24 protein-coding genes, 3 tRNA genes and 1 pseudogene are annotated in these 22,265 nt (G+C 43.8%); 4 read left to right on the top strand and 24 right to left on the bottom strand.

What is annotated here, in order from left to right; genetic code table 11:
* Nucleotides 1-51: 51 nt before the first annotated feature.
* From ABIE27_RS03135 to ABIE27_RS03115, 5 genes are all read right to left on the bottom strand, one after another.
* Nucleotides 52-180, bottom strand: coding sequence for a hypothetical protein (locus tag ABIE27_RS03135; protein ID WP_260510917.1), 129 nt, complete (start codon nucleotides 178-180; stop codon nucleotides 52-54).
* Between the two features lie 123 nt (nucleotides 181-303).
* Nucleotides 304-888, bottom strand: coding sequence for a TIGR00730 family Rossman fold protein (locus ABIE27_RS03130; protein WP_123062484.1), 585 nt, complete (start codon nucleotides 886-888; stop codon nucleotides 304-306).
* Nucleotides 889-1,199: 311 nt separating this feature from the next.
* The gene (locus ABIE27_RS03125; RefSeq protein ID WP_123062485.1) at nucleotides 1,200-1,619 is read right to left on the bottom strand and encodes a hypothetical protein; all 420 of its coding nucleotides are present in this window, start codon (nucleotides 1,617-1,619) and stop codon (nucleotides 1,200-1,202) included.
* A gap of 20 nt (nucleotides 1,620-1,639) precedes the next feature.
* Nucleotides 1,640-2,341: a uracil-DNA glycosylase gene (ung, locus tag ABIE27_RS03120; RefSeq protein WP_275670021.1), complete on the bottom strand. Its 702-nt coding sequence runs from the start codon at nucleotides 2,339-2,341 to the stop codon at nucleotides 1,640-1,642.
* Nucleotides 2,342-2,687: 346 nt separating this feature from the next.
* Nucleotides 2,688-3,950, bottom strand: a complete 1,263-nt coding sequence (locus ABIE27_RS03115) for a MalY/PatB family protein (protein WP_429349885.1) — start codon at nucleotides 3,948-3,950, stop codon at nucleotides 2,688-2,690.
* Between the two features lie 263 nt (nucleotides 3,951-4,213).
* On the opposite strand from ABIE27_RS03115, the gene ABIE27_RS03110 reads away from it, so the two are divergent.
* Entirely contained in the window at nucleotides 4,214-4,921 is a 708-nt protein-coding gene (locus ABIE27_RS03110; RefSeq protein WP_123062487.1) for a helix-turn-helix domain-containing protein, read from the top strand.
* Between the two features lie 135 nt (nucleotides 4,922-5,056).
* Here the strand turns inward: ABIE27_RS03110 and ABIE27_RS03105 are convergent, their stop codons facing one another.
* The 5 genes from ABIE27_RS03105 to ABIE27_RS03085 all read right to left on the bottom strand — a co-directional run bounded on the left by ABIE27_RS03105 (nucleotide 5,057) and on the right by ABIE27_RS03085 (nucleotide 11,885).
* A complete protein-coding gene (locus tag ABIE27_RS03105; protein WP_123062488.1) occupies nucleotides 5,057-7,978 on the bottom strand; it encodes an insulinase family protein in 2,922 nt (973 codons plus the stop codon).
* A 1,036-nt stretch (nucleotides 7,979-9,014) separates the two neighbouring features.
* Nucleotides 9,015-9,761, bottom strand: a complete 747-nt coding sequence (locus ABIE27_RS03100) for a hypothetical protein (protein WP_151458032.1) — start codon at nucleotides 9,759-9,761, stop codon at nucleotides 9,015-9,017.
* Nucleotides 9,755-10,621 carry a hypothetical protein gene (locus ABIE27_RS03095; protein ID WP_123062490.1) on the bottom strand — a complete coding sequence of 289 codons (867 nt, stop codon included), beginning with the start codon at nucleotides 10,619-10,621 and terminating at the stop codon, nucleotides 9,755-9,757. Before ABIE27_RS03095 ends, ABIE27_RS03100 begins: the two co-directional genes overlap by 7 nt.
* 501 nt (nucleotides 10,622-11,122) lie before the next feature.
* Nucleotides 11,123-11,208 (bottom strand) — tRNA-Leu (locus ABIE27_RS03090).
* A 227-nt stretch (nucleotides 11,209-11,435) separates the two neighbouring features.
* Nucleotides 11,436-11,885, bottom strand: coding sequence for a general stress protein (locus ABIE27_RS03085; protein WP_123062491.1), 450 nt, complete (start codon nucleotides 11,883-11,885; stop codon nucleotides 11,436-11,438).
* Between the two features lie 213 nt (nucleotides 11,886-12,098).
* Here ABIE27_RS03085 and ABIE27_RS03080 point away from each other — a divergent pair, with 213 nt between their 5' ends.
* Entirely contained in the window at nucleotides 12,099-12,323 is a 225-nt protein-coding gene (locus ABIE27_RS03080) for a hypothetical protein (protein WP_123062492.1), read from the top strand.
* A 240-nt stretch (nucleotides 12,324-12,563) separates the two neighbouring features.
* Here the strand turns inward: ABIE27_RS03080 and ABIE27_RS03075 are convergent, their stop codons facing one another.
* From ABIE27_RS03075 to ABIE27_RS03060, 4 genes and pseudogenes are all read right to left on the bottom strand, one after another.
* Nucleotides 12,564-13,046, bottom strand: a complete 483-nt coding sequence (locus tag ABIE27_RS03075; RefSeq protein ID WP_240036608.1) for a NucA/NucB deoxyribonuclease domain-containing protein — start codon at nucleotides 13,044-13,046, stop codon at nucleotides 12,564-12,566.
* A gap of 131 nt (nucleotides 13,047-13,177) precedes the next feature.
* Entirely contained in the window at nucleotides 13,178-13,912 is a 735-nt protein-coding gene (locus tag ABIE27_RS03070) for a sensor histidine kinase (protein WP_429349884.1), read from the bottom strand.
* Nucleotides 13,913-13,939: 27 nt separating this feature from the next.
* A pseudogene (locus tag ABIE27_RS03065) lies at nucleotides 13,940-14,185 on the bottom strand (PAS domain-containing protein); the annotation flags it as partial.
* A gap of 12 nt (nucleotides 14,186-14,197) precedes the next feature.
* Nucleotides 14,198-14,326 carry a hypothetical protein gene (locus tag ABIE27_RS03060; protein WP_429349883.1) on the bottom strand — a complete coding sequence of 43 codons (129 nt, stop codon included), beginning with the start codon at nucleotides 14,324-14,326 and terminating at the stop codon, nucleotides 14,198-14,200.
* 277 nt (nucleotides 14,327-14,603) lie between these two features.
* Here ABIE27_RS03060 and ABIE27_RS03055 point away from each other — a divergent pair, with 277 nt between their 5' ends.
* Both ABIE27_RS03055 and ABIE27_RS03050 read left to right on the top strand, forming a co-directional pair.
* Entirely contained in the window at nucleotides 14,604-14,792 is a 189-nt protein-coding gene (locus tag ABIE27_RS03055; protein ID WP_123062851.1) for a DUF6199 family natural product biosynthesis protein, read from the top strand.
* A 158-nt stretch (nucleotides 14,793-14,950) separates the two neighbouring features.
* Nucleotides 14,951-15,565 carry a hypothetical protein gene (locus ABIE27_RS03050; protein ID WP_151458033.1) on the top strand — a complete coding sequence of 205 codons (615 nt, stop codon included), beginning with the start codon at nucleotides 14,951-14,953 and terminating at the stop codon, nucleotides 15,563-15,565.
* A gap of 122 nt (nucleotides 15,566-15,687) precedes the next feature.
* Here ABIE27_RS03050 and ABIE27_RS03045 read toward each other — a convergent pair whose 3' ends face one another.
* The 10 genes from ABIE27_RS03045 to ABIE27_RS03000 all read right to left on the bottom strand — a co-directional run bounded on the left by ABIE27_RS03045 (nucleotide 15,688) and on the right by ABIE27_RS03000 (nucleotide 22,263).
* The gene (locus tag ABIE27_RS03045; RefSeq protein ID WP_123062495.1) at nucleotides 15,688-16,017 is read right to left on the bottom strand and encodes a DUF1904 family protein; all 330 of its coding nucleotides are present in this window, start codon (nucleotides 16,015-16,017) and stop codon (nucleotides 15,688-15,690) included.
* Nucleotides 16,018-16,175: 158 nt separating this feature from the next.
* The gene (locus tag ABIE27_RS03040; RefSeq protein WP_123062496.1) at nucleotides 16,176-16,298 is read right to left on the bottom strand and encodes a sporulation protein YjcZ; all 123 of its coding nucleotides are present in this window, start codon (nucleotides 16,296-16,298) and stop codon (nucleotides 16,176-16,178) included.
* A 221-nt stretch (nucleotides 16,299-16,519) separates the two neighbouring features.
* Nucleotides 16,520-16,699, bottom strand: coding sequence for a hypothetical protein (locus tag ABIE27_RS03035; RefSeq protein ID WP_123062497.1), 180 nt, complete (start codon nucleotides 16,697-16,699; stop codon nucleotides 16,520-16,522).
* Nucleotides 16,700-16,828: 129 nt separating this feature from the next.
* Nucleotides 16,829-18,379 (bottom strand): tetratricopeptide repeat protein, encoded by a 1,551-nt coding sequence (locus ABIE27_RS03030; protein WP_240036609.1) that lies wholly within the window; start codon nucleotides 18,377-18,379, stop codon nucleotides 16,829-16,831.
* A 269-nt stretch (nucleotides 18,380-18,648) separates the two neighbouring features.
* Nucleotides 18,649-19,071 (bottom strand): hypothetical protein, encoded by a 423-nt coding sequence (locus ABIE27_RS03025; protein WP_123062498.1) that lies wholly within the window; start codon nucleotides 19,069-19,071, stop codon nucleotides 18,649-18,651.
* A 221-nt stretch (nucleotides 19,072-19,292) separates the two neighbouring features.
* Nucleotides 19,293-19,366, bottom strand: a tRNA-Ile gene (locus tag ABIE27_RS03020).
* A gap of 59 nt (nucleotides 19,367-19,425) precedes the next feature.
* Nucleotides 19,426-19,499: transfer RNA gene (locus ABIE27_RS03015), tRNA-Met, on the bottom strand.
* A 69-nt stretch (nucleotides 19,500-19,568) separates the two neighbouring features.
* Nucleotides 19,569-19,733, bottom strand: a complete 165-nt coding sequence (locus ABIE27_RS03010) for a hypothetical protein (protein WP_186331731.1) — start codon at nucleotides 19,731-19,733, stop codon at nucleotides 19,569-19,571.
* A 193-nt stretch (nucleotides 19,734-19,926) separates the two neighbouring features.
* The gene (locus ABIE27_RS03005; protein WP_123062499.1) at nucleotides 19,927-21,378 is read right to left on the bottom strand and encodes an ABC transporter substrate-binding protein; all 1,452 of its coding nucleotides are present in this window, start codon (nucleotides 21,376-21,378) and stop codon (nucleotides 19,927-19,929) included.
* A 21-nt stretch (nucleotides 21,379-21,399) separates the two neighbouring features.
* The gene (locus ABIE27_RS03000; protein WP_090923725.1) at nucleotides 21,400-22,263 is read right to left on the bottom strand and encodes an ABC transporter ATP-binding protein; all 864 of its coding nucleotides are present in this window, start codon (nucleotides 22,261-22,263) and stop codon (nucleotides 21,400-21,402) included.
* Between the last annotated feature and the right edge of the window lie 2 nt (nucleotides 22,264-22,265).

Below are 22,265 nucleotides of genomic sequence, written 5' to 3'. Positions count from 1 at the left end.
TCTTCAAATGATGCCGTGAGTCAGCATGCATCTGTTATAGAATGGTCTGAATTACAGTACGAACGTGCGGGAGATGATAACCAGCAGGATAAACAACACCAGGATTGCGCCTGTTGATGTCCATACACCACCACCGAAACCTCCACAGTAGCCGTAACCTGCTCCTTTGAGATCGCTCATGAGTGACACTCCCCTCTTCATCAAAGTACACTATAGACTATGTCCGCAAGCATTATTTGCTTGGGCAGATGAGGAAGTTTTTCTCTTGAAGCAGCAGGTTACGACTTTCAATTTCTTTGGCCATTACTTTCCGCTGAGTTCAGACCATTTCTGTGTTAATTCCTTGGGGATGTAGGCGGCCATCTGAGCAAGCAGTTCAGCCGGATCAGACTCAAGACTCCACAAACTGAGATGTGATGTATTGGAGAAGCCCTCATGCACACTGTGCTCCACCATTTTCATAAGTGGTTCATAATAACCGTTCACATTCAAGAGGCCAACAGGTTTGCGATGAATGCCGATCTGTGCCCAGCACAGTACCTCGAACAATTCTTCGAACGTGCCCATACCGCCCGGAAGTGCGATAAATCCATCGGATAACTGTGCCATCGTTGCCTTCCGTTCATGCATCGTTCCCACTTCAATCAGTTGAGTAAGCCCGCCGTGAACCACCTCACCCCGGAATAAACCTGTTGGCATAACACCGATCACTTCTCCGCCTGCCGCCAGAGCCGCATCCGCGACTGCCCCCATCAAACCCATACAAGAGCCGCCATAGACCAGAGCATATCCGCTGCTTGCAATCTGTTCCCCCAAAAGGGTAGCGTGTTTAATATAATCGGGATGACTTCCCGGGTTAGACCCTGCAAAAACACATATCCGTTTCAAGTGGTTTCACTCCTTTTTGAGATCTATCTCTTTAGTATACAGCACAAATGTCATTGCTATGTTACAGCACGTTAACAGAACACATGCACAACGTTATACGAAGTTTAAAAATCATTTATTCCTTTGTTGCTTCATGTTGCTTTCATACGCCTCCCGCTAAAAAAGAGAAAAAAATACCCGGCCGTTTGCAGCCGGCCGGGTTCCCAAATCCATACACATTAATTTAGAAGGGGTTGTTACTACCTACTATAAGGTCGAAACATTAATGCTGTATGATCGCAGTATGAAAACCATATTAAATTTGAACCAGACTATCGTATGCCACGCCGCGAACGTACCACAAACATGTGCTTGTCCTTGCGAAGCAGACGGCCGTCTTCAAGCTCGACCTGATCTTCGTCATGTCTTACAATCGTGGTCGATAACGCTACAATTTTGGCACGCCGCCAAATCATAATCTTTGACTTGAAATAAATCGCGTTTTCAAACTGGACTGCTTTTTTCATCACATATCCGATCTTGTGCACTTCAGAACGTGCTTTCTTCAGAGGCAGGCTTTCGTCCGGAAGAGGTTTGATCATTGCTATATTGTCAAACGATACTTTTATCCGTTTCGGTCCGATTCGAACACATTCCGTTTCTTCATCCCACTCTACCAGCGTTCCCTTCAGAGGCTCGCGAATTCCTGTTGCCCGGTATACTGCTACTTTTCGTCCAATCCAATGTCGCAATGTGCTCGCCTCCAATCTATCTAGTTTTCAGGTATTGTCCAATCGATCGGTTTAATACCTTTGGAGACGAGAAATTCATTGGCTTTGGAAAAAGGCCGACTGCCAAGAAATCCGCGATGTGCAGCTAAAGGGCTCGGATGTGTTGATTCCAGCACCAGATGTTTGTCTCTATTAATAAAAGCACCCTTCTTCTGAGCGTGACTTCCCCATAGCATGAACACCATAGGCTCATCGCGTTCATTCAGCTCACGAATGACGGCATCCGTGAACGTCTGCCAGCCCAAGGCCTGATGAGAATTCGGCTGACTCTCCCGAACCGTCAGAACTGCATTTAGCAGCAGCACACCTTGCTCTGCCCAATGAATAAGTGAACCATGCTTTGGAACAGGCACACCCAGATCGGCCTGAAGTTCCTTATATATATTTTTCAGTGAAGGCGGTACGCGCACCCCGGGTCTGACCGAGAAACTTAATCCATGCGCCTGGCCCGCCCCGTGATAAGGATCTTGACCAATTATAACGGCTTTCACCCGATGATACGGGGTCAGCTTCAAGGCAGAGAACAAATCTTCCTTGGGCGGGTAGACGGTCTGTGTTTTATATTCGGCAGCGAGCGCATAACGAATGTTGTTGAAATACTCCGCTTCCGTCTCCTGCTGTAACACCTCGTCCCAATCATTTCCAAACATAATATTTAGGCTCCTTTCCCCTGATGAATACATATCCGTACAGCCCGTTTGGAAGGGCTCTTCCCTGCAAGAGTCACATATCCAGCGACTCATAGACTATCCATCATTTTAACATAACCGTAGTCGACAGACCAGAAGTGTGCGACGAAGAGAAAGGAAACCGTTCAGATAAACAAAAGAAACACTCAAAAAGGGACGAAACAGATTACGCCCTGCTCCGCCCCTTTCATATTCATCTGTATATACCCGTGTTTCCGTATAAGTCAGCTTGAATGTGTTTTTGATGCATTCCAGTATGATTCTGATACAACGCAGATTCAATGGTCAGATGCATAAGATTACACTTCATACGGACAATTCATCGTAAAACCTGGCGAAGCTATACGTGTACGGGCAACTCTTTCGCCTGTTTTTGTTCCATCTTTTGGTCCACCAGCACCCGACTAATCCTACTCAAGCCTTCCTTCAGGACAGAACGAGGACAAGCCAGATTTAACCGAATGCAGCCTTCGCCGTTTGCCACAAACATTCCCCCATCCTCCAACAATACGCCTGCTTGCTCCGCAAAGAACAGAGGCAGGCTGACATTCTTCGGTGCATATGGCGCAATATCAATCCAGGCAAGGTATGTGGCGTCAGGAACGTGGAAAACAGCAAGCGGCAGATGTGTGTTTAAAAAATCATCAACATACGCAAAATTATCATCCAGGTAAAGCTTTAACTGTTTCAGCCATTCATCGCCATGTTCATAAGCTGCTTGGGTTGCCGCAATACTTAGCGGATTTTTGAAGCCGTAATGACGTGCCTGCCAGATTTCCCTTAATGCCTTATTCGGAATGATGACGTTGGAGAACATCAGACCCGCCATATTAAACGTTTTGCTGGGAGACATACAAGTTATAATTCGGTCGGTATCCGGAAACAGTTTGGCGAGTGGAGTATGTGTTTTTCCCGTACGAAGAAGGTCACAATGAATTTCATCTGATATGATCCATATCTCATTATTCAAACAGATTTCGCCTACTCGCTTCAGTTCCTCCGCGCTCCAGATGCGTCCAGATGGATTATGCGGATTACAGAAAATGCATACCCGAACTTTCTCGTCTCTGGCTTTTGCTTCAAAATCGTCAAAATCAATCGTATAGTGCCCCTGTTCATTTAACATGTCCGAACACACCAGATCAAGCCGGTTATGGTCTGCTGCCGATTTGAAAAATCCATAGGACGGCGTCAGGATCAGTACCTTTTCGTCCGGCTTGCAGATATACTCCACCAGTTCATACAGCGCAGGAATAATACCACCAGATGTCTCCAGATGCTCCTTCGGGAAAGACCAGTCATAATATCGTTCCATCCAGCTCGCAACCGCCTCGTAATAAGCCGGGTCAAAAACTTGAGAGTACCCCATAATGCGGCGATCCAGGCGTTCTCTCACGGCATCCAAAATCTCGGGAGGTGTGGCAAACTCCATATCGGCAATCCACATGCGGATGAACTCTTCATCCTCGAAAGGAAATTCCATCTCACTCGTTGCGTTAAAAATATATTGACGGAAACCATCTGTATTCATGGCGTTGGTTCCGGTACGGTCAATGATCTCATCAAAATTATAGGATGTGTTTATCTTGGTCATCTTGGTCATGGGGATTAGCTCCTCTGTCTTCTCGTTTTAGCATCATCGGTACATTGCCTCTGACCCTATTGTTCCATGCCGCCGGAGTTGCATCAAATGCAACAGAATCTACTCAGAAGAAACAAATCACTGTTCATGTTTCCTTAGAATAGGTTTTTTACTGAAAAAGTGATATATTTCTGATAGGCTTTGGCTTTTAAGAAAGACTTTCAGCTTATTTGTCTATTCTCAGGAAACACTTATAATCATTCAACTGGATAAGGAGCACCCCAATGAACAACATCAACCAGGAAGTGGGCAAAAAAATAAGAAACTTCCGCAAATGGCGCGGGCTCACCGTACAACAACTGGCAGACCAGATTTTCAAGAGTAAAGGTACTCTTTCCAAATATGAGAGCGGTGATATTACGCTGGATCTCGTTACACTACACCAGATTGCAGATGCGCTGAACATTCAGGTGGAGCAGTTGCTTTACAAAGAACCGAGGCACGCTTCTCCGCTGATGAACACGGTTCAGTCCAGCTTTTTCAAAAACTCCACCCGCTTCTATTCGTACTTCTACGACGGCAGGAACAATAGTCTCATTCGTTGCGTGATTGACATGATGGCTCAATCGGACGCCAACCGCTATCGTACGGTGATGTATATGAATGTGAAGGATTTTGACAATTATCAGGAATGTGAAAATATGTACTGGGGTCACACCGAGCATTACGATACGCTGACTACACTCATTTTGAAAAATCAGGCTACCCCACTGGAGAATTTGTATATTAATATTTTGGCATCATTCCAGGAATCGGAGAAAAAATGGGGACTCATGGCGGGAGTTTCATTCAGACCGTTTATGCCCATTGCGCTGAAAATGCTTTTCTCCCGCACACCACTGCCGGAAACGCCAGAGCTTTACAACGAGTTGAAAATATCCAAAGAGGATTTGCGCACGCTTAAAATTTACAACATGCTTGCGGTAACTTAAACAGAGACCCGAATAAGATAAAAAAGACACTTGCCAAGCTGTTTTACTTACCAGCCCATGCAAGTGTCTCTTCTTTTTTTCTACAGATGTTTATTGAATCTTTCTTTTCACAGCCGCAACCTGGGTTACCGCTCCTTAATGTTTAATCAGATCCAACGTTTCATCAAACTGTTGCTTCTGTTCCTCAATCTTGTGCTCATTTCCAATAACGCATCGATGCTGTTGCTCCAGAATGGCAGAGACAAATCCGGCAAACCCGATAATATCGCTCTCTTTCGTACCAAGCACCTCATCGCGCTCCTGCTGCAGATCAGCTTCCGTCACATTAGACAGATAACATTCGAGCGAGAATGCACCTTCACTGTAAGGCGTTCTTGGCGCATCCAGATCCTGAATCGCACCTATGATATAACGAGTCATCTCCCGTTCGTCGGCACGGAAATCGTTCAGATACTGCGGAATCTCCTCGTATACTTTGTAGGTTTTATCCAGATTCGGGTCACGGTAGGAAGCCAAATAACTGTCTCCATTCCGTCTGAACCCGGACATACAGCCGTAAGCGCCACCTTTGGCACGGATATTGTTCCACAGATAATCCAGTGACAAGATACCTTGTAGTACACGCAATGAGCCCGTATAGGTGTACCCTTTGTCAATATAATTCCCGGTTTGCACCACATACTGAACTTCGGATGGAGAACGGAAACCTTCGTTATGTGTCGCAGGCGTAAACGTAAAAGCTTCCTTCGCCACTTCATGTGTGAACAGCTTGGCTTTCAGAGCGGACACCTGCTCTTCCAGACCTTCGTATCCTTTATCGTCTGCCGTGTAGCTGACAAGCAAGTTCTCCGGTCTGAAAATGTAACCCATCAGCTCTTGCAGGCTGGAGGACAGCTCTTCTTTTTTCGCATCAAAGTTCGCCTGTAAATCCTCAAGCCACTGGTAATAAGCTATCCCGCTAACCGCCTCCCGGAAATCAGCAACGGCCGAATGTTTCGAGGACGATCTAGCGATCCCTGCGGAATGACCACTGTTGATCAGATTGCGTTGCAAATTACCTTTGACCTGAGAAATAATCTCGAAAAGTCGCTTTGTGTTGTCAAAACGGGACGTAAACACGATCTCCTTGATCATATCAAAAGCAAATCCCAGTTTGTCGTAAAGCACTTTTGCGTTAAACTCATATGTTGCTTTGAAATCATCATGCTGGTGTGCATTCGCATAGGAACCAACCCCGCTGTTGATTCCGCCAGAATGGATATGAATTTCATTCGATAACTCGTTAAACAAATAATTTTGTGTGTCCACGTAACCAAGTACATTTTTGAGCAATCCCACATAAGGCAACAAACGGCGCGGTACTTCCTTGATATCAAACAACAGTCTCAGATACCCGATGCCATTCGTATACAAGTTGTGATGCAAAATCGTTGTTCCATCCACATTGTTCAGCGTTTGGTACAGTTTAGACGCCTTCGTATCAATATCCTCAATGGACAACGTCGGGATGACTTGCTGCTGTTCCTTGGTGGAAGGGGTATTCTGGTACTCGGCAAGCGCTTCGGTGCGCTTAATCATATCCTGCACCTCTTCTGGACTAAGTCCAGCCTGCACCGACTTCAGCCGCTCCTTCAGCGCCTCTTCCTTGCGTGCGTTCAAGCCTTTGTCCGGTGTGAGCGCAACAAATGATGTGTGTGTATTTTGTAATAAATACTTCTCAATCAGCTGTTCGAAATAACCATCTTTCATTTTGGACCGAAGTTCTGCAAATACATCATTCGCCTCAAAATACGTGAAAGGCGCTTCCTTATCATACAGCCAGCTTTGGAGGGAAGAGAGTCCGTAGATCAATCCTTTCGGCATGCGGCCAAAGTCCGCTTCCCGGTGGTTAAACTCATAAGAATTGATGCCGGCAAGCAATGCTTTCGGGTCGAAGCCTTCTTTCACAACACGCTCCAGCACTTCCTTGATCGTCCCGAGGAAATCGTCCTTGCTGGACAAGTTGCTCTTCTTCAGTCCCACCGTGAACACAGGCTGATACAAGCTATCATCATAAGAGCCGTAGACATCCTTCGCGATGCCTTTATCCAGCAAGGCTTGCTTGAGAACAGCTCCAGGCGCATTGAGCAGTGCATATAACAAAATTTGAAAAGCAATGTTCAGTTCCTTGTCCAGACTTGTGCCAATCACCGCGTTATAGGTCAGAAAGCTGTTGTCTACTTCGGATTCTGTGCTGCCCGCGGCGTACGATTTCACCGTATCTACCCGTTTCGGGAAAGCAGGTTGCAATTTAATCTCGGAGTCAATCACGATCCGATCATAGTTGCTCAGGTAATGTTCATCGAGCCATTGCAGTTTCTCTTCCATATCCATATCCCCGTACAGATAGATGTAACTGTTAGACGGATGATAGTAACGTTTGTGGAAATCAAGCAGTCCTTCATAAGTCAGATCCAGAATCGCCTCCGGGAAGCCTCCAGACTCACAAGAATACGTCGTCTCCGGGAAAAGAGAATTCAGCACCTCACGTCGAACCAACCGTTCGGGCGAAGAAAAGGCACCCTTCATCTCGTTATACACCACGCCGTTGTATGTCAGTTCGTCATCCGCAGAAGTCAGGTTGTAATTCCAACCTTCCTGCAAAAATATTTTTTCATTCTTATAAATATTCGTATTTAATACCGCATCCAGATACACATCCATCAAGTTATGGAAGTCATGATCGTTGCGACTCGCAACGGGGTAGACGGTTTTATCAGGATACGTCATCGCGTTGAGGAAAGTATTGAGTGAACCTTTGAGCAGCTCCACAAAGGAATCTTTAGCCGGGAACTTTTTCGAGCCGCAGAGCACGGAGTGTTCCAGGATATGAGCTACCCCTGTATCATCTTCGGGAGGTGTGCGAAAACCGATGTTGAACACCTTGTTATCATCACTATTGGACAACAGTACGATATGAGCACCCGATTTTTGATGTTCCAGCAGGTACGCATCGGATTTCAGTTCTTCAATTCTACGCTCCTGTAATACCTTATATGGCTTAAGCTGTTTCAACATAAACTTTGAGTCCTCCGTCCATTGGATTGTTGTGTTGGTTGATGACTGGACATTCGTTCAAATGTGAAAATTACACTGGCACTCCGATGGTCGTGTAATGTATCTTATAGGAACTTCATCCGTCAGCAAGGGAAAGGTAATATATGCCTATCGATAGTATACACCATTGTGACCTCTCTTCATAAAAAGACAGCCGAATCCACTTTCTGATATGTATTATAAGGGGGTTATGTTTATGAATTGCGAGGCGGGGGAAAGAATCAGAAGTATAATGAAAAAAAATTAAAGAAATCAGATACTCAACAAATAATTTCCCATCTTTCCACAAGAAAATTTTATATATTATTTAAGGGGAGAAATACAAAATAAACCAAGGAAATAATTACTTAACCATAATATTTTCAGATAGAGGATATCCCCCGCCAATCCTTAGAGTTATATTTTTCTAATAGGGAAATGTTTATACCTAAGCGATAAGGGGTATCATTACTCATTTCACCAAGATTGGAATCTTAAAGTAGATGAAACGCAATTTTCACATATGGTTATATCATCTTAGGAATCTCCCTAAAGGAAGATTGTCCTTTCTCCTCACATAATTGCAGTATGTATTTAAATTCGATTAACTCACAGCACTAAGGCAAATTGTTAAGGATATCCTGACAAAAATAGAGGCCCTAAACAATATAATTATATGAAAGCAACAAGAGACTTCTCGAGCTATCCAAGAAGTCTCTTGTTATAGAAGACAAGGTTCGAAATCGAACCCTAAGGTGGGCGTGATCACCAACTGCAAGATTCTGAGTCTTGAAAGAGCTCATCAGTGCCTAATTAAAATCAAGGAATGATCCAGTATAAGCCCTTTAAACTCGAAGACTAAAACAATTTTTTTGTCTACTGTACACTTAATGTTTTGGAATTTGGATACGTAGTCAAGTTAAGAAAAGAATTGCAGACAGACTTGATTAAAGCTTTTTACTGCTACTCTTTTTATGTAAACGCCTAGGAACTCATTTTTATTTTACTGCAGACTACATTAAACCTTGATTTTACTAATGCCTCCCAGTCTAACTATCTTTTTAGGTCTGAGGGGCTTATGTAGCTGCCTCCGAGGATGTGTCGGGGTAGTAGCATTCTGAAAATGGCGTGTTATACTAACTCCATTGTTAAGCAAAACTTGATCGTTTTCAGTAGGGCCATCACCATTCGTAATAAGAGCGGATACCTCAAATGCTTGAGGCCATCCCGCTAAAGGATCATCCGCGCTATTGGGACGAGGAACACGCAGATTCTCTCTTAGCCAAGCGAAACTCTGATACTCAGAATCACTAATCCTTTTGTTGGTTAATGAATCTTCCTTCCCACGTAGCTTTGCATCCCAAATGGCTTTGATATCCCTATATGTCGGATTAACACCTGCATTGCCAACTTGCAAACTGATATCAGGTGCTCGTAATTCACCAAACGGATCCTTTATTTTTGTCCCATGAACAACCTGCCACTTTTCTTTAGTCACCTTATTCTCAAGAATAAAATAGCTAAAGTTACGTTTTAGTCCCGGCTTCCTTGGTAAGACAATGTTCCCTTGACCTTGTCGATTTTCTACAGACCCGGACCATCCCCCCTTTGTCATATGGTCGAGGAGACTAAACAGTACCTTCATTTCAAACAAATAATCTGCTGCGTAGTTTGGATTAGCAACTGATGTGTATAGATCTTCACGAGGCAATAAATTAATTACTCTGCTTAAATCTTTTGAGAGCTTTTGAATGTTTTTCACCATTTGTGGGGACGCCATTTTTTATTTTCACCTCTTCGATTATTACTATTTTCCTCGGTATCGTTTTGTAACATCTCATTTATCATATTCCAGTTAGGTTTAATTTCTTGAAGTAAATCTGGCGCTTGACTAATTAGTTCGGATATACTCCATTTATCCCCCCGACTTTCTCTTTCCAAATCCATTTCATTATTATAATCTGGCATTCTCGCTTCCACACGAGTATTCTCTAGTCCCATACGTGCCAAAGATTCCCTAAATACTGGCTCCGTTTCCGAACCAATCTCTAGTGGCTGAAATACTAGTTTGTTTAAAAAACCTAGTAGTTCATCTGTTGGAAAAATATCATTCTTTATGCCCTGTTCTTTAGCTGATTTCTCAGCCATTGAGCTATATTCTAGATAAGCCCTCCAATTAGAAGGTATATGCCGAAGCAACCCAAAATACAACGATCTTCTGACATTTACTGTACCAGTAATTAAAGTCTTTAAATCTTCCTCTTCGATTCGTCCTAAATGACGAAAGTTCAAGAAAGGCTTGCTAAAGTTTGATACGCGGACAAGACTAAACATAAAAGCTCCTAATGTTCTATCTTCTGGGAGTGAGTCAAATTTATCTAGCTGTAATTTGGTTAGATATAAACGCTCAGTTTCTTCGTTTATCGTTTGTTGTTCTTGCACTTCCACCTTGCAATCTATAATATTAGATGTTCCGAGAAATTGAAGTTCATCACCACTTCCATAAGCAAACAGTATAGTATCACCAACATTTACTGGCCATCGCCGTTTTGAATACTCTTGAATCGTGCTATATGCTCTAAAAAAGCCTCTCACACGATCTATTTTGTACAAAAAAATAGTCAATATTAATTTCCCCCTCTATTATTACGATTGTGCAATATTCTTTCAATGGGCATAGTAACTGAAGCTGCAATCATCTTTTTGCATGGTCAAGCTTAGTGGTCTATACTATTTTTTCTATGTAATTCTTTGAATCTCTATGAATCCAAAAAAAATGAAGCTGAATGCAATAATAAGTCTTCTTTATATGGGCATGAATATTTCAGTTGTGGAATAGAAGTATATAAACGATGTTAAAAAACAGACCCAGAACATGAAACAACTTCCATAGTGAATAACATTGTAAGATTATTTTTTACGTGTGGAGTCTCTCCATCGATAAGCAAGGTGAGTAATATTACGTAATATTTGGCAATCTGACCTTATACAATAAAAACAGTTCAATCATTATAGTGAGTTCAACGTATACATCCACTTTACACAAAAAGTGGATTCGATGCTACCGAACCCACACAAAAAAATAAGGGTTCCAGCTCTAACGAGCTGAAACCCTTATTCTAAGGATGCCGAGGACCGGGATCGAACCGGTACGGTAGTCACCTACCGCAGGATTTTAAGTCCTGTGCGTCTGCCAATTCCGCCACCCCGGCGTATGTAATATTTTCTTGGCGACAAGAAATATCTTACCATGAATAAATTAATAATGCAACCTTTTTTCCTAAAAAAAATGAAACAGGCACTGCAAGCGCCAGCTCACAGTGCCTAGAAAGTCCGAGTTGCGGTCCCGGACTTCCGATAAACCATCTATATTAAGGGAGGTGTGAGATAAGAATACCTCCCCAACATTAAAGGAACCTAAAATCAGCCTTAAATTAAACTAAAAAAGCAAAATAGGCTTCACACGACCAACCTGCTCCTCACTGCACTCTACAAAAACTAAAATATGACCTTGCAGTAGCCAGTCTTCATAATGACATGCATCTTCTTCCGGAATGCCTGCTTCAGTCAGCGTTAAGACCAGATCATCCGTCTCACTTCCGATCTCATTGCCAGCTAATCTTCGCACCGCTTTCCCGATGGAGGCGGTCTGATCCATTCGTTTTCCCAGCCCGGCTAATATGCCTTTCAGCGCTCCAAACGCGCCATCTGTTCCAGCACCCTTTAGCGGTTTGGGCAACCCTGTCTTCTCGCTGATCATCTCCAAATTTAGCTGCTCTTTGGCTACCGCCCCCAAATATTGATTCTCAATACCTTCCTTCTTTACGGCATTCAACATAATAATCGCTTCGTGCTCCGAACGAGCAAGCCCTACAAACAGTTTCGTCATCAGTTCCCCTCCTCTTCCTCATACCTTATATAACCCTGTAGCTTATGTTCAGTAACGTATTTCCACTCGCTAAGTCAATTCACCCAGAACAGTTTGATCATTTCTCTACTGGAAATCTATGCCTAGTTCTGATAGACTAGATAAAGAAGACAAATTAACCATTGAAATTATCGACATAACGATGAACATCTTATAAATCAGGAGCAATGACTTATGAAAAAAGAGGTAGAAATTGCCATTCGGCGCAATCAACAGATTATGGTTCGGAATACAAGCGGGCAGACCGTAACTGGTTTCCCAGAGCGCTCAGCAGACAGCTCTATTCTCTCCTTACGAACTGTACAGGGAAATGTGTGGATTCCGTTTGATGAAGTCGAACATGTCACTCGCCTGTTAACCCTTCGCTCTCACCATCTGGGCACGATGCAACTCGTTTAGATAGTTGTCCGCAAGCATATTCATTTCAGTTGCTCTCATTACAAGAGAACTTAAACACGAGCTAATAGATAAAGATAAACTGTAGACGAGAAATTTAAATGTTCTACTACAGCCAACTTATATTTAAAGACCAGACGCCTCCAACGTCTGGTTTTTCTTATGATGCCATTTTTTATATTTCTCCTAGTCGAAAAACACTCTGAATCCTTCCATTGCTGCAACATGTACTGGTGTACTGGACTACTTCACAACAAATTTAACACGCGTACCATCCGGATATGTACTTAGTTGATTGCCTACCCATGAGCCTGCACCGCGGTTATCCTTTGGCGTAATATACTGGATATCCGCACCCTTACCGCCTTCTGCACACATTGCCATAGGCCACTCATCCCGATCCTTGCCTTTTTTGACCGGTACACCTTTCAGTGACAGTTCCCTGTTCCCCTCAGCACCTTTACGGTCGATCGTACAGACATCGGAATGTCCCGCTTGGATGGCCTTTCGGATATGGTTTGCTGTTTCGGGATACCGCTCTGCCGGAAAAGTGATCGTATGATCTACACTCTTGTCGGTTGTTTTGAACGGAGACGGGATGTCCAGCGGCCACTCTCCTCCTGCCAAGGCGTACACAGCAATCACGACCATGCCCACTAACGTCAGTATTTTACTTTTGAACCCCCGGCTTCCTCTATTGCTTCTTCTGCTGCGTCTCTTACTCATGATGCGCCTCCCCCATATAACACTAACATCCCTAGCATTATAACAGAACGCCAGTTCGTAAAACAATCCATTCCACAACAATATTCAACATAAAAAAACAGCCGGATTCATCCGGCCGCTCCCTGCATATCTTATCCTGTGTTATAAACACTCTGCGCACTTCCAAAAGGCACGGTCACTTGAAACTCTGTTCCTTTTCCTTCAGCACTATCTACATTAATACTGCCGTTCATTAATTCCAACAGATCTTTGCAGATGGTTAATCCAAGTCCACTTCCGCCGAACCTTCTTGCATGGGAGATATCGGATTGCGTAAAAGCATCAAACAATTGGCCGATCTGATGAGACGGAATTCCGATGCCCGTATCCCGTACAGAGAAAGTCAACATCGTCTCCTCATGTGATTGTTCCCTTACGTCCACGAGAAGCTGCACTTCTCCTTGTTCTGTAAACTTAATGGCATTGCTCAGCAAATTATCCAGCACCTGCCGTAGCCTCAATGGGTCGCCCCACAGCACGTCAGGAATGTTCAAATCAGCATGGCAAACGAATCGAATTTGTTTATTCATGGCTGCCAGCTCATGCGTCTTCACAATTTGCTGAATCAGCTTCAATGGCTGGAATTCAATATGCTCCACTCCCATTTTGCCTCTGCCAATTTTTGCCATATCCAGACTGTTGTTTACGATGTTCAGAAGCGCCTCTCCGGATTGACGTGCCAGATCCAGATATTCTTTTTGCTCTTCGGTAACAGTGCCCATTCCCGCAAGCTCGATCATGCCCATGATGCCGTTTAACGGTGTACGAAGCTCATGATTCAACTTGCCGATGAATTCCAGCTGCCCTCTGCTTGTTTTCTCAGTCATAGACGCTGCCGTCTTCAGCTGCTGCTCCGCATATTTCCGTTCAGAGATGTCATATTGAATACCGACAAAATAAATACATTCACCGGATTCATTGAAAATGGGATCGATATTCAGCTCATTCCAGAATTTCTGACCACTTTTGGTATAGTTTAAAATGTCAACCTTAATGGATTGTTGTTTACTTATTGCCTCCCGAATACGTGAAACGGTTTCGGGATCTGTATCTGTCCCCTGTAGAAATCGGCAATTCCGTCCGATCGACTCTTCGTACGCATAGCCGGTTAATCAGGTAAAATGGTCGTTAACATACATGAGCGGAAGCTCAGGCGAGGTAGCGTCAACTACCGTAACGGAGGATTTTAATTTCGAGATAATAAATTCCCATTGCATGGGAAGTTGATTATATAAACTCATGCCTGTGTCTCCTCCATCTCACATCCTTAACTCCAGATGGTATGTGTTGATATTAAACAATCTATTTTATTGTACCACAGTTATTCAAACAATGTAGTTCTTGGGTAATAGTTCTTAATCATATCAATCTTTATCCATTCACAATTACCTGCCTATTCTCAGAAATACACAGATAAAGTTTATTCATCATCGTCCGTATGCTGATTGTCTACATTTTTTCCAGGCGCAGACCTTAAAGGCGGGGCCGTTAATGGTTGACGAGGAAGGAAGATCGACGATGAAAACTCTCTTTTTTATATTTATGGTGTTGTGTATCATCAATCTATGTTTCCCCAAGTTTGGCTGGTATCTTCGTTATGGCTGGATTGTACAAGGTGAGACGGAACCCAGCAAATCTTACATGACTATGGTGCGAATGTCTAGTCTGTTTATGCTGCTTACTGCTTTTACTCTTGCTATGGCATAATACAACAATACACTTGTATAAAGACCCGTTGCCTCCCTGCGTAGCTGGTCTTTTGTATCGCACTGACGGGAATATGATAACTTTGTTTGTGGTGTTACTGCAGCGTGCGCCGTAAGATATATGATATAGATGTATCGTTGCAGAAAGGACACATTGGTATGAACATCGCATTTTATCCATTCTGGGCTGCCAGAACACTGCTCTCACTTATACAAGTGATCTCAATCACAACCTTGACCTGCCTGATATACAGACAAACGGAATGGATTGGATATGCAATGCTGCTCCTGTTTGTCTACCTGCTAGCCCATGTAGCAGCAAAATACACATTCCCTATGGTGATGAAACGCTGTACATTTACGAAACTCCTGATCGGTATTCCTTTGTCGAAAGCATTGTTGCTCATCGGGATTGCATCCTCTTTGCCCCACCTGAAATTACATAGTACGCCTATGTTTATCGGTGCTGTAATTCTTTCGGTAGTCATCCGCTGGGAAGCACTGGTTCTAGAGAAACTGCAGCCACGACTGGTGGAAGGCGAAGATATCGCTAAAGCGAGCAGCCTGCTCTCATTTTCAAATTATACGGTAGCTGGCATTGGACTCGTCATGACGATAATCGCGATCCTATATTTAGGGCGAGCACAGGTACTTTGGGGGGCTGCGGCCCTTTCACTAGCTACACTCGCTCTGATCGTGACCGTTCATCAATTAACTCATAGACTCTCTAGTACTTCAATAAGTCTGAATACCAGACGACCCTTGCATAAATAAAAAAAGACGCGCATAGTCAAAATTGCTCGTCTTAGGGGCTACTAGGCTGCTTCTCTCCAAGCAGCTTTTTCGTTTTTCTTTTTCCGAACTGTATCCTGAACTTCCCACATCTTAACCGCCGTCTAATCCAATCGGTAATCTGTTAGCGGCTTGCCTTTCTTATAATACAAATGGGGGGATAATATATTGAAAAAAATATGCACATCCGGCAATTCAGCCTTCTCTAAAATAGACTGCATGGACGATGCAATTCGATCATGTATCTCCTGATCACGCTGAAACATCAAAATCTCTATGGACGCCGGGGATGGTGTTAAGGCTTGTACATCATGACGTTCTGCTTTCATTCGTTCCTGCGGAATATGAGTAATTAAGGCCATTTGTTCGGTAATTTGAGGCACAACTTCCTCTAATTTAGAACCCGTGAATCCTTTAAATCGTATAAACGGCATTGCAATCCCTTCAATCTCTGTTAGTAGTCTCTTTATGTGATTTTAAGCACATTGTTTTCAGTTGTCAAATGTCATTCATGTCATATTGGGCTGTATAACAAGAGCAAAGCCCCACCAAAGTCTTGGTGGAGCTGGTGCATGCGCGCCTGACCGTTATCTTACAGCCAGAACGATTTTGTGATGATGACAAGCAAAATGAAGAGAACGAGGATTGCGCTAGTCGAAGTCCACGCTCCGCCAAATCCACCAACATTGCCACAACCGTATCCAACATAACTCATTTGATTGGCCTCCTTTGAATTTCAAGGTATGCCATAACATATGCATATTTCCCTCAAGTGACCGGGCGAATGTCCAAGTCTCATGGCCCAATCCTTGGGAGTGCATTATTGTCAATTATAACGAGATTTCCTGCGGGGCCAGTGCGTTGACTCTAGAACAAAAGCCAAATCCCCATTGGTTCAGGTATGACTTGCCCTATGGTCCTTATCATCTTATGTAACTAGCTTTTAATGCCTTCAATCTGGTTAAACATGGCTTGCCCATCATAACTGGAATCCCGCTCCATATCTTTTTTAAGTGAGATCAGATCACTCATGCTGTTGCTATTTCCACTGAGAATGCTAAGAGCCCCTACAAGCCATAAAAACGGAAATAACAAAATAGTTAGACCTTTTTTCATCGCTCCCCCTCCTCCCTCTAATCATTACTTAAAATTCAAATTAATTCCTTTTAGTAATACGCAAAAAATAGAAAAGTGTTTCATTTTAACGGATTTCACCAATATAGCAGGTTGTTTGTGAACCGGAAATCACTCCAAACCGTCCAGAAGTGCCTTAGCCTCTTCATGGTCAGGATCTATTTCAAGTACACGGAGAGCGTAAATACGGGCTTCCTGTTCCAGTTCTAACTCATAACAACACACAGCGAGATCATACAATACTGCAGCTTGCTGCGTATTCGGGTCAGCAGTCAGTGATTTCTCCAGGAACATTTTGGCCTCTTCGTACATGAACATCTCTAATAATAGCTGGCCCGATAGAAAGGCCGCCTGAGCTTGATGTTCCATGGCATAGTATGACGACCACATCATCCGGATTCCAGCTTGCAGATCGAGCATTTCCTCGTCGCTTGCATCAGGCAAAAGATTATGGAATTGAGCGGATGCAACCAGCAGAAACTCGGCATCGTAGTTCCCCAAACGCCAGAAAGCCAGAAGCTGTCTCAGATCCATCTGCTCCACCTTCAGGTCTGCCCATTCTTTTAAACTAAAGAAATCGTCTGGACCAAATCGCTCTACAAAGCGATGATAGGCCAGCCTTGTATTCACATAACGGATTGGCTCATCCAACATTAAAATCATGCCAACGTTCAGATCCTTATAATGATGTGCCGTAAAATACGTGGAGGCACCTTGCTGTTCCAGTACAACCTTTATCGCATGATAATTGGCCGACAACGAAAAACTGCCATGAAACGCAAATTCAGGCGGCTCCGCATATTTCCAATACTCCAGCCGATGATCCCCTTTATCCGCCGTAATTAACACATAACCTGACCGGGAAAGCTTGCTTAATCGCTCCAGACAGCCTAGTCCTGTGGAGGGAAGCAGAATATGCGAATCTTCCAGCTCGGCTCGGTACAGCGAGATCAATTCGGAGTATGGGTAGGTCTCTTCCATATACTCGGGTGCGGGACGATAGTTATATTGCAATGTCATATTTTCCAAAATATCGGCAGGTTTCTGTTCCGCTACATGCTGTGGAAGTTCAACAAGTAGATCACACTCAAACACTTTCCCTTCCCCAATGTAAATCAAGTCCTGCGGAATACTATCAAAGAAATAATTGGCAATGAGAAGCAGTGGTTGCTTCAAATCCCCTTGCCTTAACGTTTTTTGGGACATAACTAGATTCAACTCTGTGTCATGCATCGCATCGAAACGTGCAAAATCCAGTATCCCCTGCTCTATGTATGCTTGCATCGACGGATGCTCTTTCCACCCCATTACATTCTCCATTGCCAGATCCGTCATTACATAACGGAAAGGCGGTAGCTCCGTACCCGCAATTTCATTCAACGCACACAGTTTGTTCAACACCTGATGGGCCAATCTGCCTACTCCTGCACCAAGTTCAACAATGGTTACCATCTCATGCTGTTCACCTTTGATCGCCAGATCCTGTAAAAAGCCAAAGATCATCTCCGCATACGCGGTTGCAATGAAGGGATTGCTCGTAATATATTGTGGCACTTGGCGGTTCTCCCAAGCTTCGAGTCCCATCTGTTCATAATAAGCTCTCTGCCAATCCCAAACCGGCGCTTCACTAAACCGGACATACTGGCCTTCTTTCTTCATCATCACTTGTATCAAACTCGCTTTCTATCTATTTATTAGGACCAAGTCATCTGATTCTATGAAAAAACAATTATATCATATCCTTCTTATTCTACTTTCTATACTCTGTTCATTTTCCCCCGAATACAGAACGTCATTCATTTCTACCCTTTCTATAAAAAAAGCCTGCTTCGCGTAGAAACAGGCACAACGTCAATACAATGAATATCCATAAAATTCACATCAAAAAAACAGCTTGACTAGCTTCTTTATTTTTATCATCCAGCAAACTATTAGTCAGAGTACAGAGCACCGTCAAAATTCTCAGGGCCTACACGAATAGTACCAAGCAAGTTAGAACTAATAAATGCTGTGTACGTTAATTGTGGGGTGATTGGCGGGTTAAAATCATCCGCAGAGAAGGTGATCACCTGCGGTGCAAGCACACTCAAGCTAAATGTCGAAGTCGCAGAGTATATAACGGGGTCTGTTGAAAGCGTGCCTCTGACAATAGTAATTGTAACCCCTACAAGCGCAAGAGGAAGTTGTACCGTAACGGTTCCTTTCATCTGGACACGCGGGTTAGCACCAATATTTTCTGCAACAAGACCAATTTGACCAAATAGTTGTGGCGTGTTAATTACAAGGATTGGTATCGCAATAGAGTTCGCCAAACTTGCATTCTGCGACGTTCTTGCATCAATAAATTGACTCATGAAATCTACCTCCTAGGTGTGGGAATACGATAGTATATGTGAGAATCGTTATGTGGCATGGACATACACACCCTTGGCAAAAAAAAGTTGTATGACTAGAAAGATAATTGCTACTAGTGGACTCCGTCCATCTAACCATACAATACCAAGTTCCGCTATAAACTATGAATCTCCATATGAAAACAGAAAAAAACCCTTGCATTTGCAAGGGTTTTGAAGTATGGGCCCTACAGGACTCGAACCTGTGACCAATCGGTTATGAGCCGACCGCTCTAACCAACTGAGCTAAGGGCCCTAGACAAAATAATATATAACAGTGCAGATGGTCGCTGTAAACCATCGAGTAAAGCTATATTGCGGGGGCAGGATTTGAACCTGCGGCCTTCGGGTTATGAGCCCGACGAGCTACCGGGCTGCTCCACCCCGCGTCGTTAAAATTAATAAACAGCGGCTTAATTAATATACACTATTACTCCACTACAAGTCAAGGGGTAATCTCAGGGAATAAATCGTACACCATACCGACCTTTACGTGAACGATATACTTCAACCTCTTCAGGCTCATTGTGTCCGTAAATCCAGCCATCCTGCTCCAGTCTTTTTGCCAGGCAGCCTGCTTGAAATTTCGTTGTATACAGCTTGCTGAAATATACCCATTTCATCCTGTTCTTCCTTTCCAAAGGGGTCATATACTGCTGTTAATTGTAGAATACCCCAAATTCGCAAAAATAGCCGCCAGAGATCATAAAATCTCCAGCGGCCATATTCATCGTAAAGATCATGATTAATTGGATGTTACTGGTGTTAACTGACTAACTGATCTGCCGAAATGTTTGATACCGTGAAAAGCATAACTTATTGGAACGTTGCTTTAGGGTCTTTTTTCAACTTCGCAAGCATCTCGTTCCCTTTGGCTGCCCATTCACCCAGTGCTTCTTTCGGAGTCTTTTTATTTTCTAACACTTGATTAAAATATTCCATACCTTTGTCGCTTACCTGCCACAATCCAGGCATCTTCTGATACAGTTTATCAAGATTCGTATTGGTTGGCGGTACCGGCTTCAACGTATAGAAAGCCTGGATATTGTAATCAAGACCGTCTTTTGGTTTAATAAAGCTTTTCCGGGATACCAATTCATAGCTGCTGCGTGCCTTGATCTTCGCCCAATCCTCGCTATTCATATACTTGATCAGCTCCCAGGCATCATCCGGGTTCTGAGCGGAGCTGTTGATCGCCATCAAGCTGCTCAGATAGATGTTCCCCCCGATCTCAGGAGCCTCTGGATGAACGGGAGGGGTTACTACGTCCCAATCTATTTTTGTAAAATCTTTCATTTTATCTGCATTTTTATTCGCATCAATTAATTGGTTGATGTAATTGTAATCCCCGATCGCCATTGCTGTTTTGCCGCTAAGGAACAAATCACCCTGAACAGGATCGTAACGTCCTTCTGTTTGCTGATTCTGTGGTTCGTCACCTTTCGGGATGACTTTGTCAATCGCCAGCTTGCTAACAGTACTCCACACTTTCTCCCATTGCGGAGAATCTACGGTCATTTTCTCTGCTTTATCGTCAAAAACTTTCAACTGCAGCGAATTATAGTACTGCTGCATCGAGTAATACGGAGAGCCTCCGCTATAGGTAGTGAACGCCATCCCGAAGACATGGTCTTTACCTTCACCTTTAGTAAGGCGAGTCGCCAGATTAAAGATATCGTCCCACGTCATGTTGTCCGTTGGCGGTTCAACACCCGCTTTTTCAAACATCCCTTTGTTATAGAACAAAGCAGAAGAAGAGAATGTTGGTGTCAGTGCGTAAATGTTCTGATCACCCAGATCTTTAATTCCCTCAAGTACACTAGGAACGATATCGCTGGTGTCAAATTTGTCTTCCTGCATTAACGGATCAAGCTGCTTAACCATGTTCTCCTGGATTAGCGACTTAATCGTAGTCGTATCCGCTACAACGACATCCACCGGATTATCTCCAGTCATAATTTTCTTCAAGCTCTCCATAGTATCTGGCATTTCGTTTGGTTGTTCCGAATTTCCAAAGCCATACATGCTGCCCTGATCAACCGCAGGCACGATTTCGACCGTGACATTTTTGTGTGTAAGCTCAAAAGCATCCGTAAATTGCTGACGGAAGTAGCTGTCATCCTGTCCTCCCCAGAGTGTCGCTACGCGCAGCACGCGCTGTTCATTATCCGTATTCTCACTTGCTGTACATCCTGCGATAAGTGGCAATGCCAGTGTCGCTGTTGCCACAATGGCCAGCACACGTTTTCCCCACAACCTGTTTTTCATCTCCCATTTCCCCCTCTTAAATTATCTTGGCGGTGTAATGACAATACGTTCACCGTCGAATTCCAATGTAGCGCGACTATCAATGGATAAGGCTTCCAGATACTCTTTCGGTACCTGAAGCCGCCCTGCACGATCAATAATGACAAAAGCTTCATGAACGTCGGGAGCACCAGCTTCAGACAGCCCCTGATCATCATCCAGATTTGGATTGCGTTTCACAAATTCAGTGCTCGTCAGACCATCTCGAATCGCAACGATCCGATCAACTTTACCAGCAAGCGTCAAGTCATGGGTAACAATGACAATGGTGACACCCAGTTCCTTATTCATTTTGCGAAAAATGTTCATGATCGTATCACACGTCTCGGAATCGACGGAACCTGTAGGCTCATCTGCCAGCAAAATCTTCGGCCGATTGGACAAGGAGATCGCAATCGCTACACGCTGCTGCTCCCCGCCTGACAACTGATGCAGTTTGTTATGCATCCGATCCTTCAGACCGACCCATTCGAGTAGCTGCATGGCGTATTTACGATCACGTTTGCCACCCAGAATCATCGGTGTTTCCACATTTTCCAGCGCGGTGAGATAAGGCAGCAAATTGCGACCGTTATTTTGCCAGATGAATCCGACGGTGTGACGTTTGTATTCCACTAGTTGAGCATCCGTCATTTTAAGCAGGTCCCAATCCCCAACCACCGCCGTGCCAGCGGTAGGGCGATCCAGACCGCCAAGGATGTTAAGCAATGTTGATTTACCACTACCACTGTTGCCGATGATCGCCATCATTTCACCTTGATTGACGGTCAGATTGAGACCTTGAAGGGCAACGACTTCCACATCGCTGGATTTAAAAATTTTGACAAGTCCTTCGCATTGGATCACGT

It is taken from the genome of Paenibacillus sp. 4624 (assembly GCF_050435065.1).
Lineage (GTDB): Bacteria > Bacillota > Bacilli > Paenibacillales > Paenibacillaceae > Paenibacillus > Paenibacillus amylolyticus_D.
Note: the sequence above shows the minus strand (reverse complement) of the source record. Positions and strands in the feature narration are given on the sequence as shown.

Coding starts and splice junctions, on each gene's coding strand:
- ABIE27_RS03135 (WP_260510917.1), bottom strand. CDS start 180: ATGAGCGATCTCAAAGGAGCAGGTTACGGCTACTGTGGAGGTTTCGGT.
- ung (WP_275670021.1), bottom strand. CDS start 2,341: ATGTATTCATCAGGGGAAAGGAGCCTAAATATTATGTTTGGAAATGAT.
- ABIE27_RS03115 (WP_429349885.1), bottom strand. CDS start 3,950: ATGACCAAGATGACCAAGATAAACACATCCTATAATTTTGATGAGATC.
- ABIE27_RS03110 (WP_123062487.1), top strand. CDS start 4,214: ATGAACAACATCAACCAGGAAGTGGGCAAAAAAATAAGAAACTTCCGC.
- ABIE27_RS03105 (WP_123062488.1), bottom strand. CDS start 7,978: ATGTTGAAACAGCTTAAGCCATATAAGGTATTACAGGAGCGTAGAATT.
- ABIE27_RS03100 (WP_151458032.1), bottom strand. CDS start 9,761: ATGGTGAAAAACATTCAAAAGCTCTCAAAAGATTTAAGCAGAGTAATT.
- ABIE27_RS03085 (WP_123062491.1), bottom strand. CDS start 11,885: ATGACGAAACTGTTTGTAGGGCTTGCTCGTTCGGAGCACGAAGCGATT.
- ABIE27_RS03080 (WP_123062492.1), top strand. CDS start 12,099: ATGAAAAAAGAGGTAGAAATTGCCATTCGGCGCAATCAACAGATTATG.
- ABIE27_RS03075 (WP_240036608.1), bottom strand. CDS start 13,046: ATGAGTAAGAGACGCAGCAGAAGAAGCAATAGAGGAAGCCGGGGGTTC.
- ABIE27_RS03070 (WP_429349884.1), bottom strand. CDS start 13,912: ATGACTGAGAAAACAAGCAGAGGGCAGCTGGAATTCATCGGCAAGTTG.
- ABIE27_RS03060 (WP_429349883.1), bottom strand. CDS start 14,326: ATGAGTTTATATAATCAACTTCCCATGCAATGGGAATTTATTATCTCG.
- ABIE27_RS03055 (WP_123062851.1), top strand. CDS start 14,604: ATGAAAACTCTCTTTTTTATATTTATGGTGTTGTGTATCATCAATCTA.
- ABIE27_RS03050 (WP_151458033.1), top strand. CDS start 14,951: ATGAACATCGCATTTTATCCATTCTGGGCTGCCAGAACACTGCTCTCA.
- ABIE27_RS03045 (WP_123062495.1), bottom strand. CDS start 16,017: ATGCCGTTTATACGATTTAAAGGATTCACGGGTTCTAAATTAGAGGAA.
- ABIE27_RS03040 (WP_123062496.1), bottom strand. CDS start 16,298: ATGAGTTATGTTGGATACGGTTGTGGCAATGTTGGTGGATTTGGCGGA.
- ABIE27_RS03035 (WP_123062497.1), bottom strand. CDS start 16,699: ATGAAAAAAGGTCTAACTATTTTGTTATTTCCGTTTTTATGGCTTGTA.
- ABIE27_RS03030 (WP_240036609.1), bottom strand. CDS start 18,379: ATGATGAAGAAAGAAGGCCAGTATGTCCGGTTTAGTGAAGCGCCGGTT.
- ABIE27_RS03025 (WP_123062498.1), bottom strand. CDS start 19,071: ATGAGTCAATTTATTGATGCAAGAACGTCGCAGAATGCAAGTTTGGCG.
- ABIE27_RS03010 (WP_186331731.1), bottom strand. CDS start 19,733: ATGAAATGGGTATATTTCAGCAAGCTGTATACAACGAAATTTCAAGCA.
- ABIE27_RS03005 (WP_123062499.1), bottom strand. CDS start 21,378: ATGAAAAACAGGTTGTGGGGAAAACGTGTGCTGGCCATTGTGGCAACA.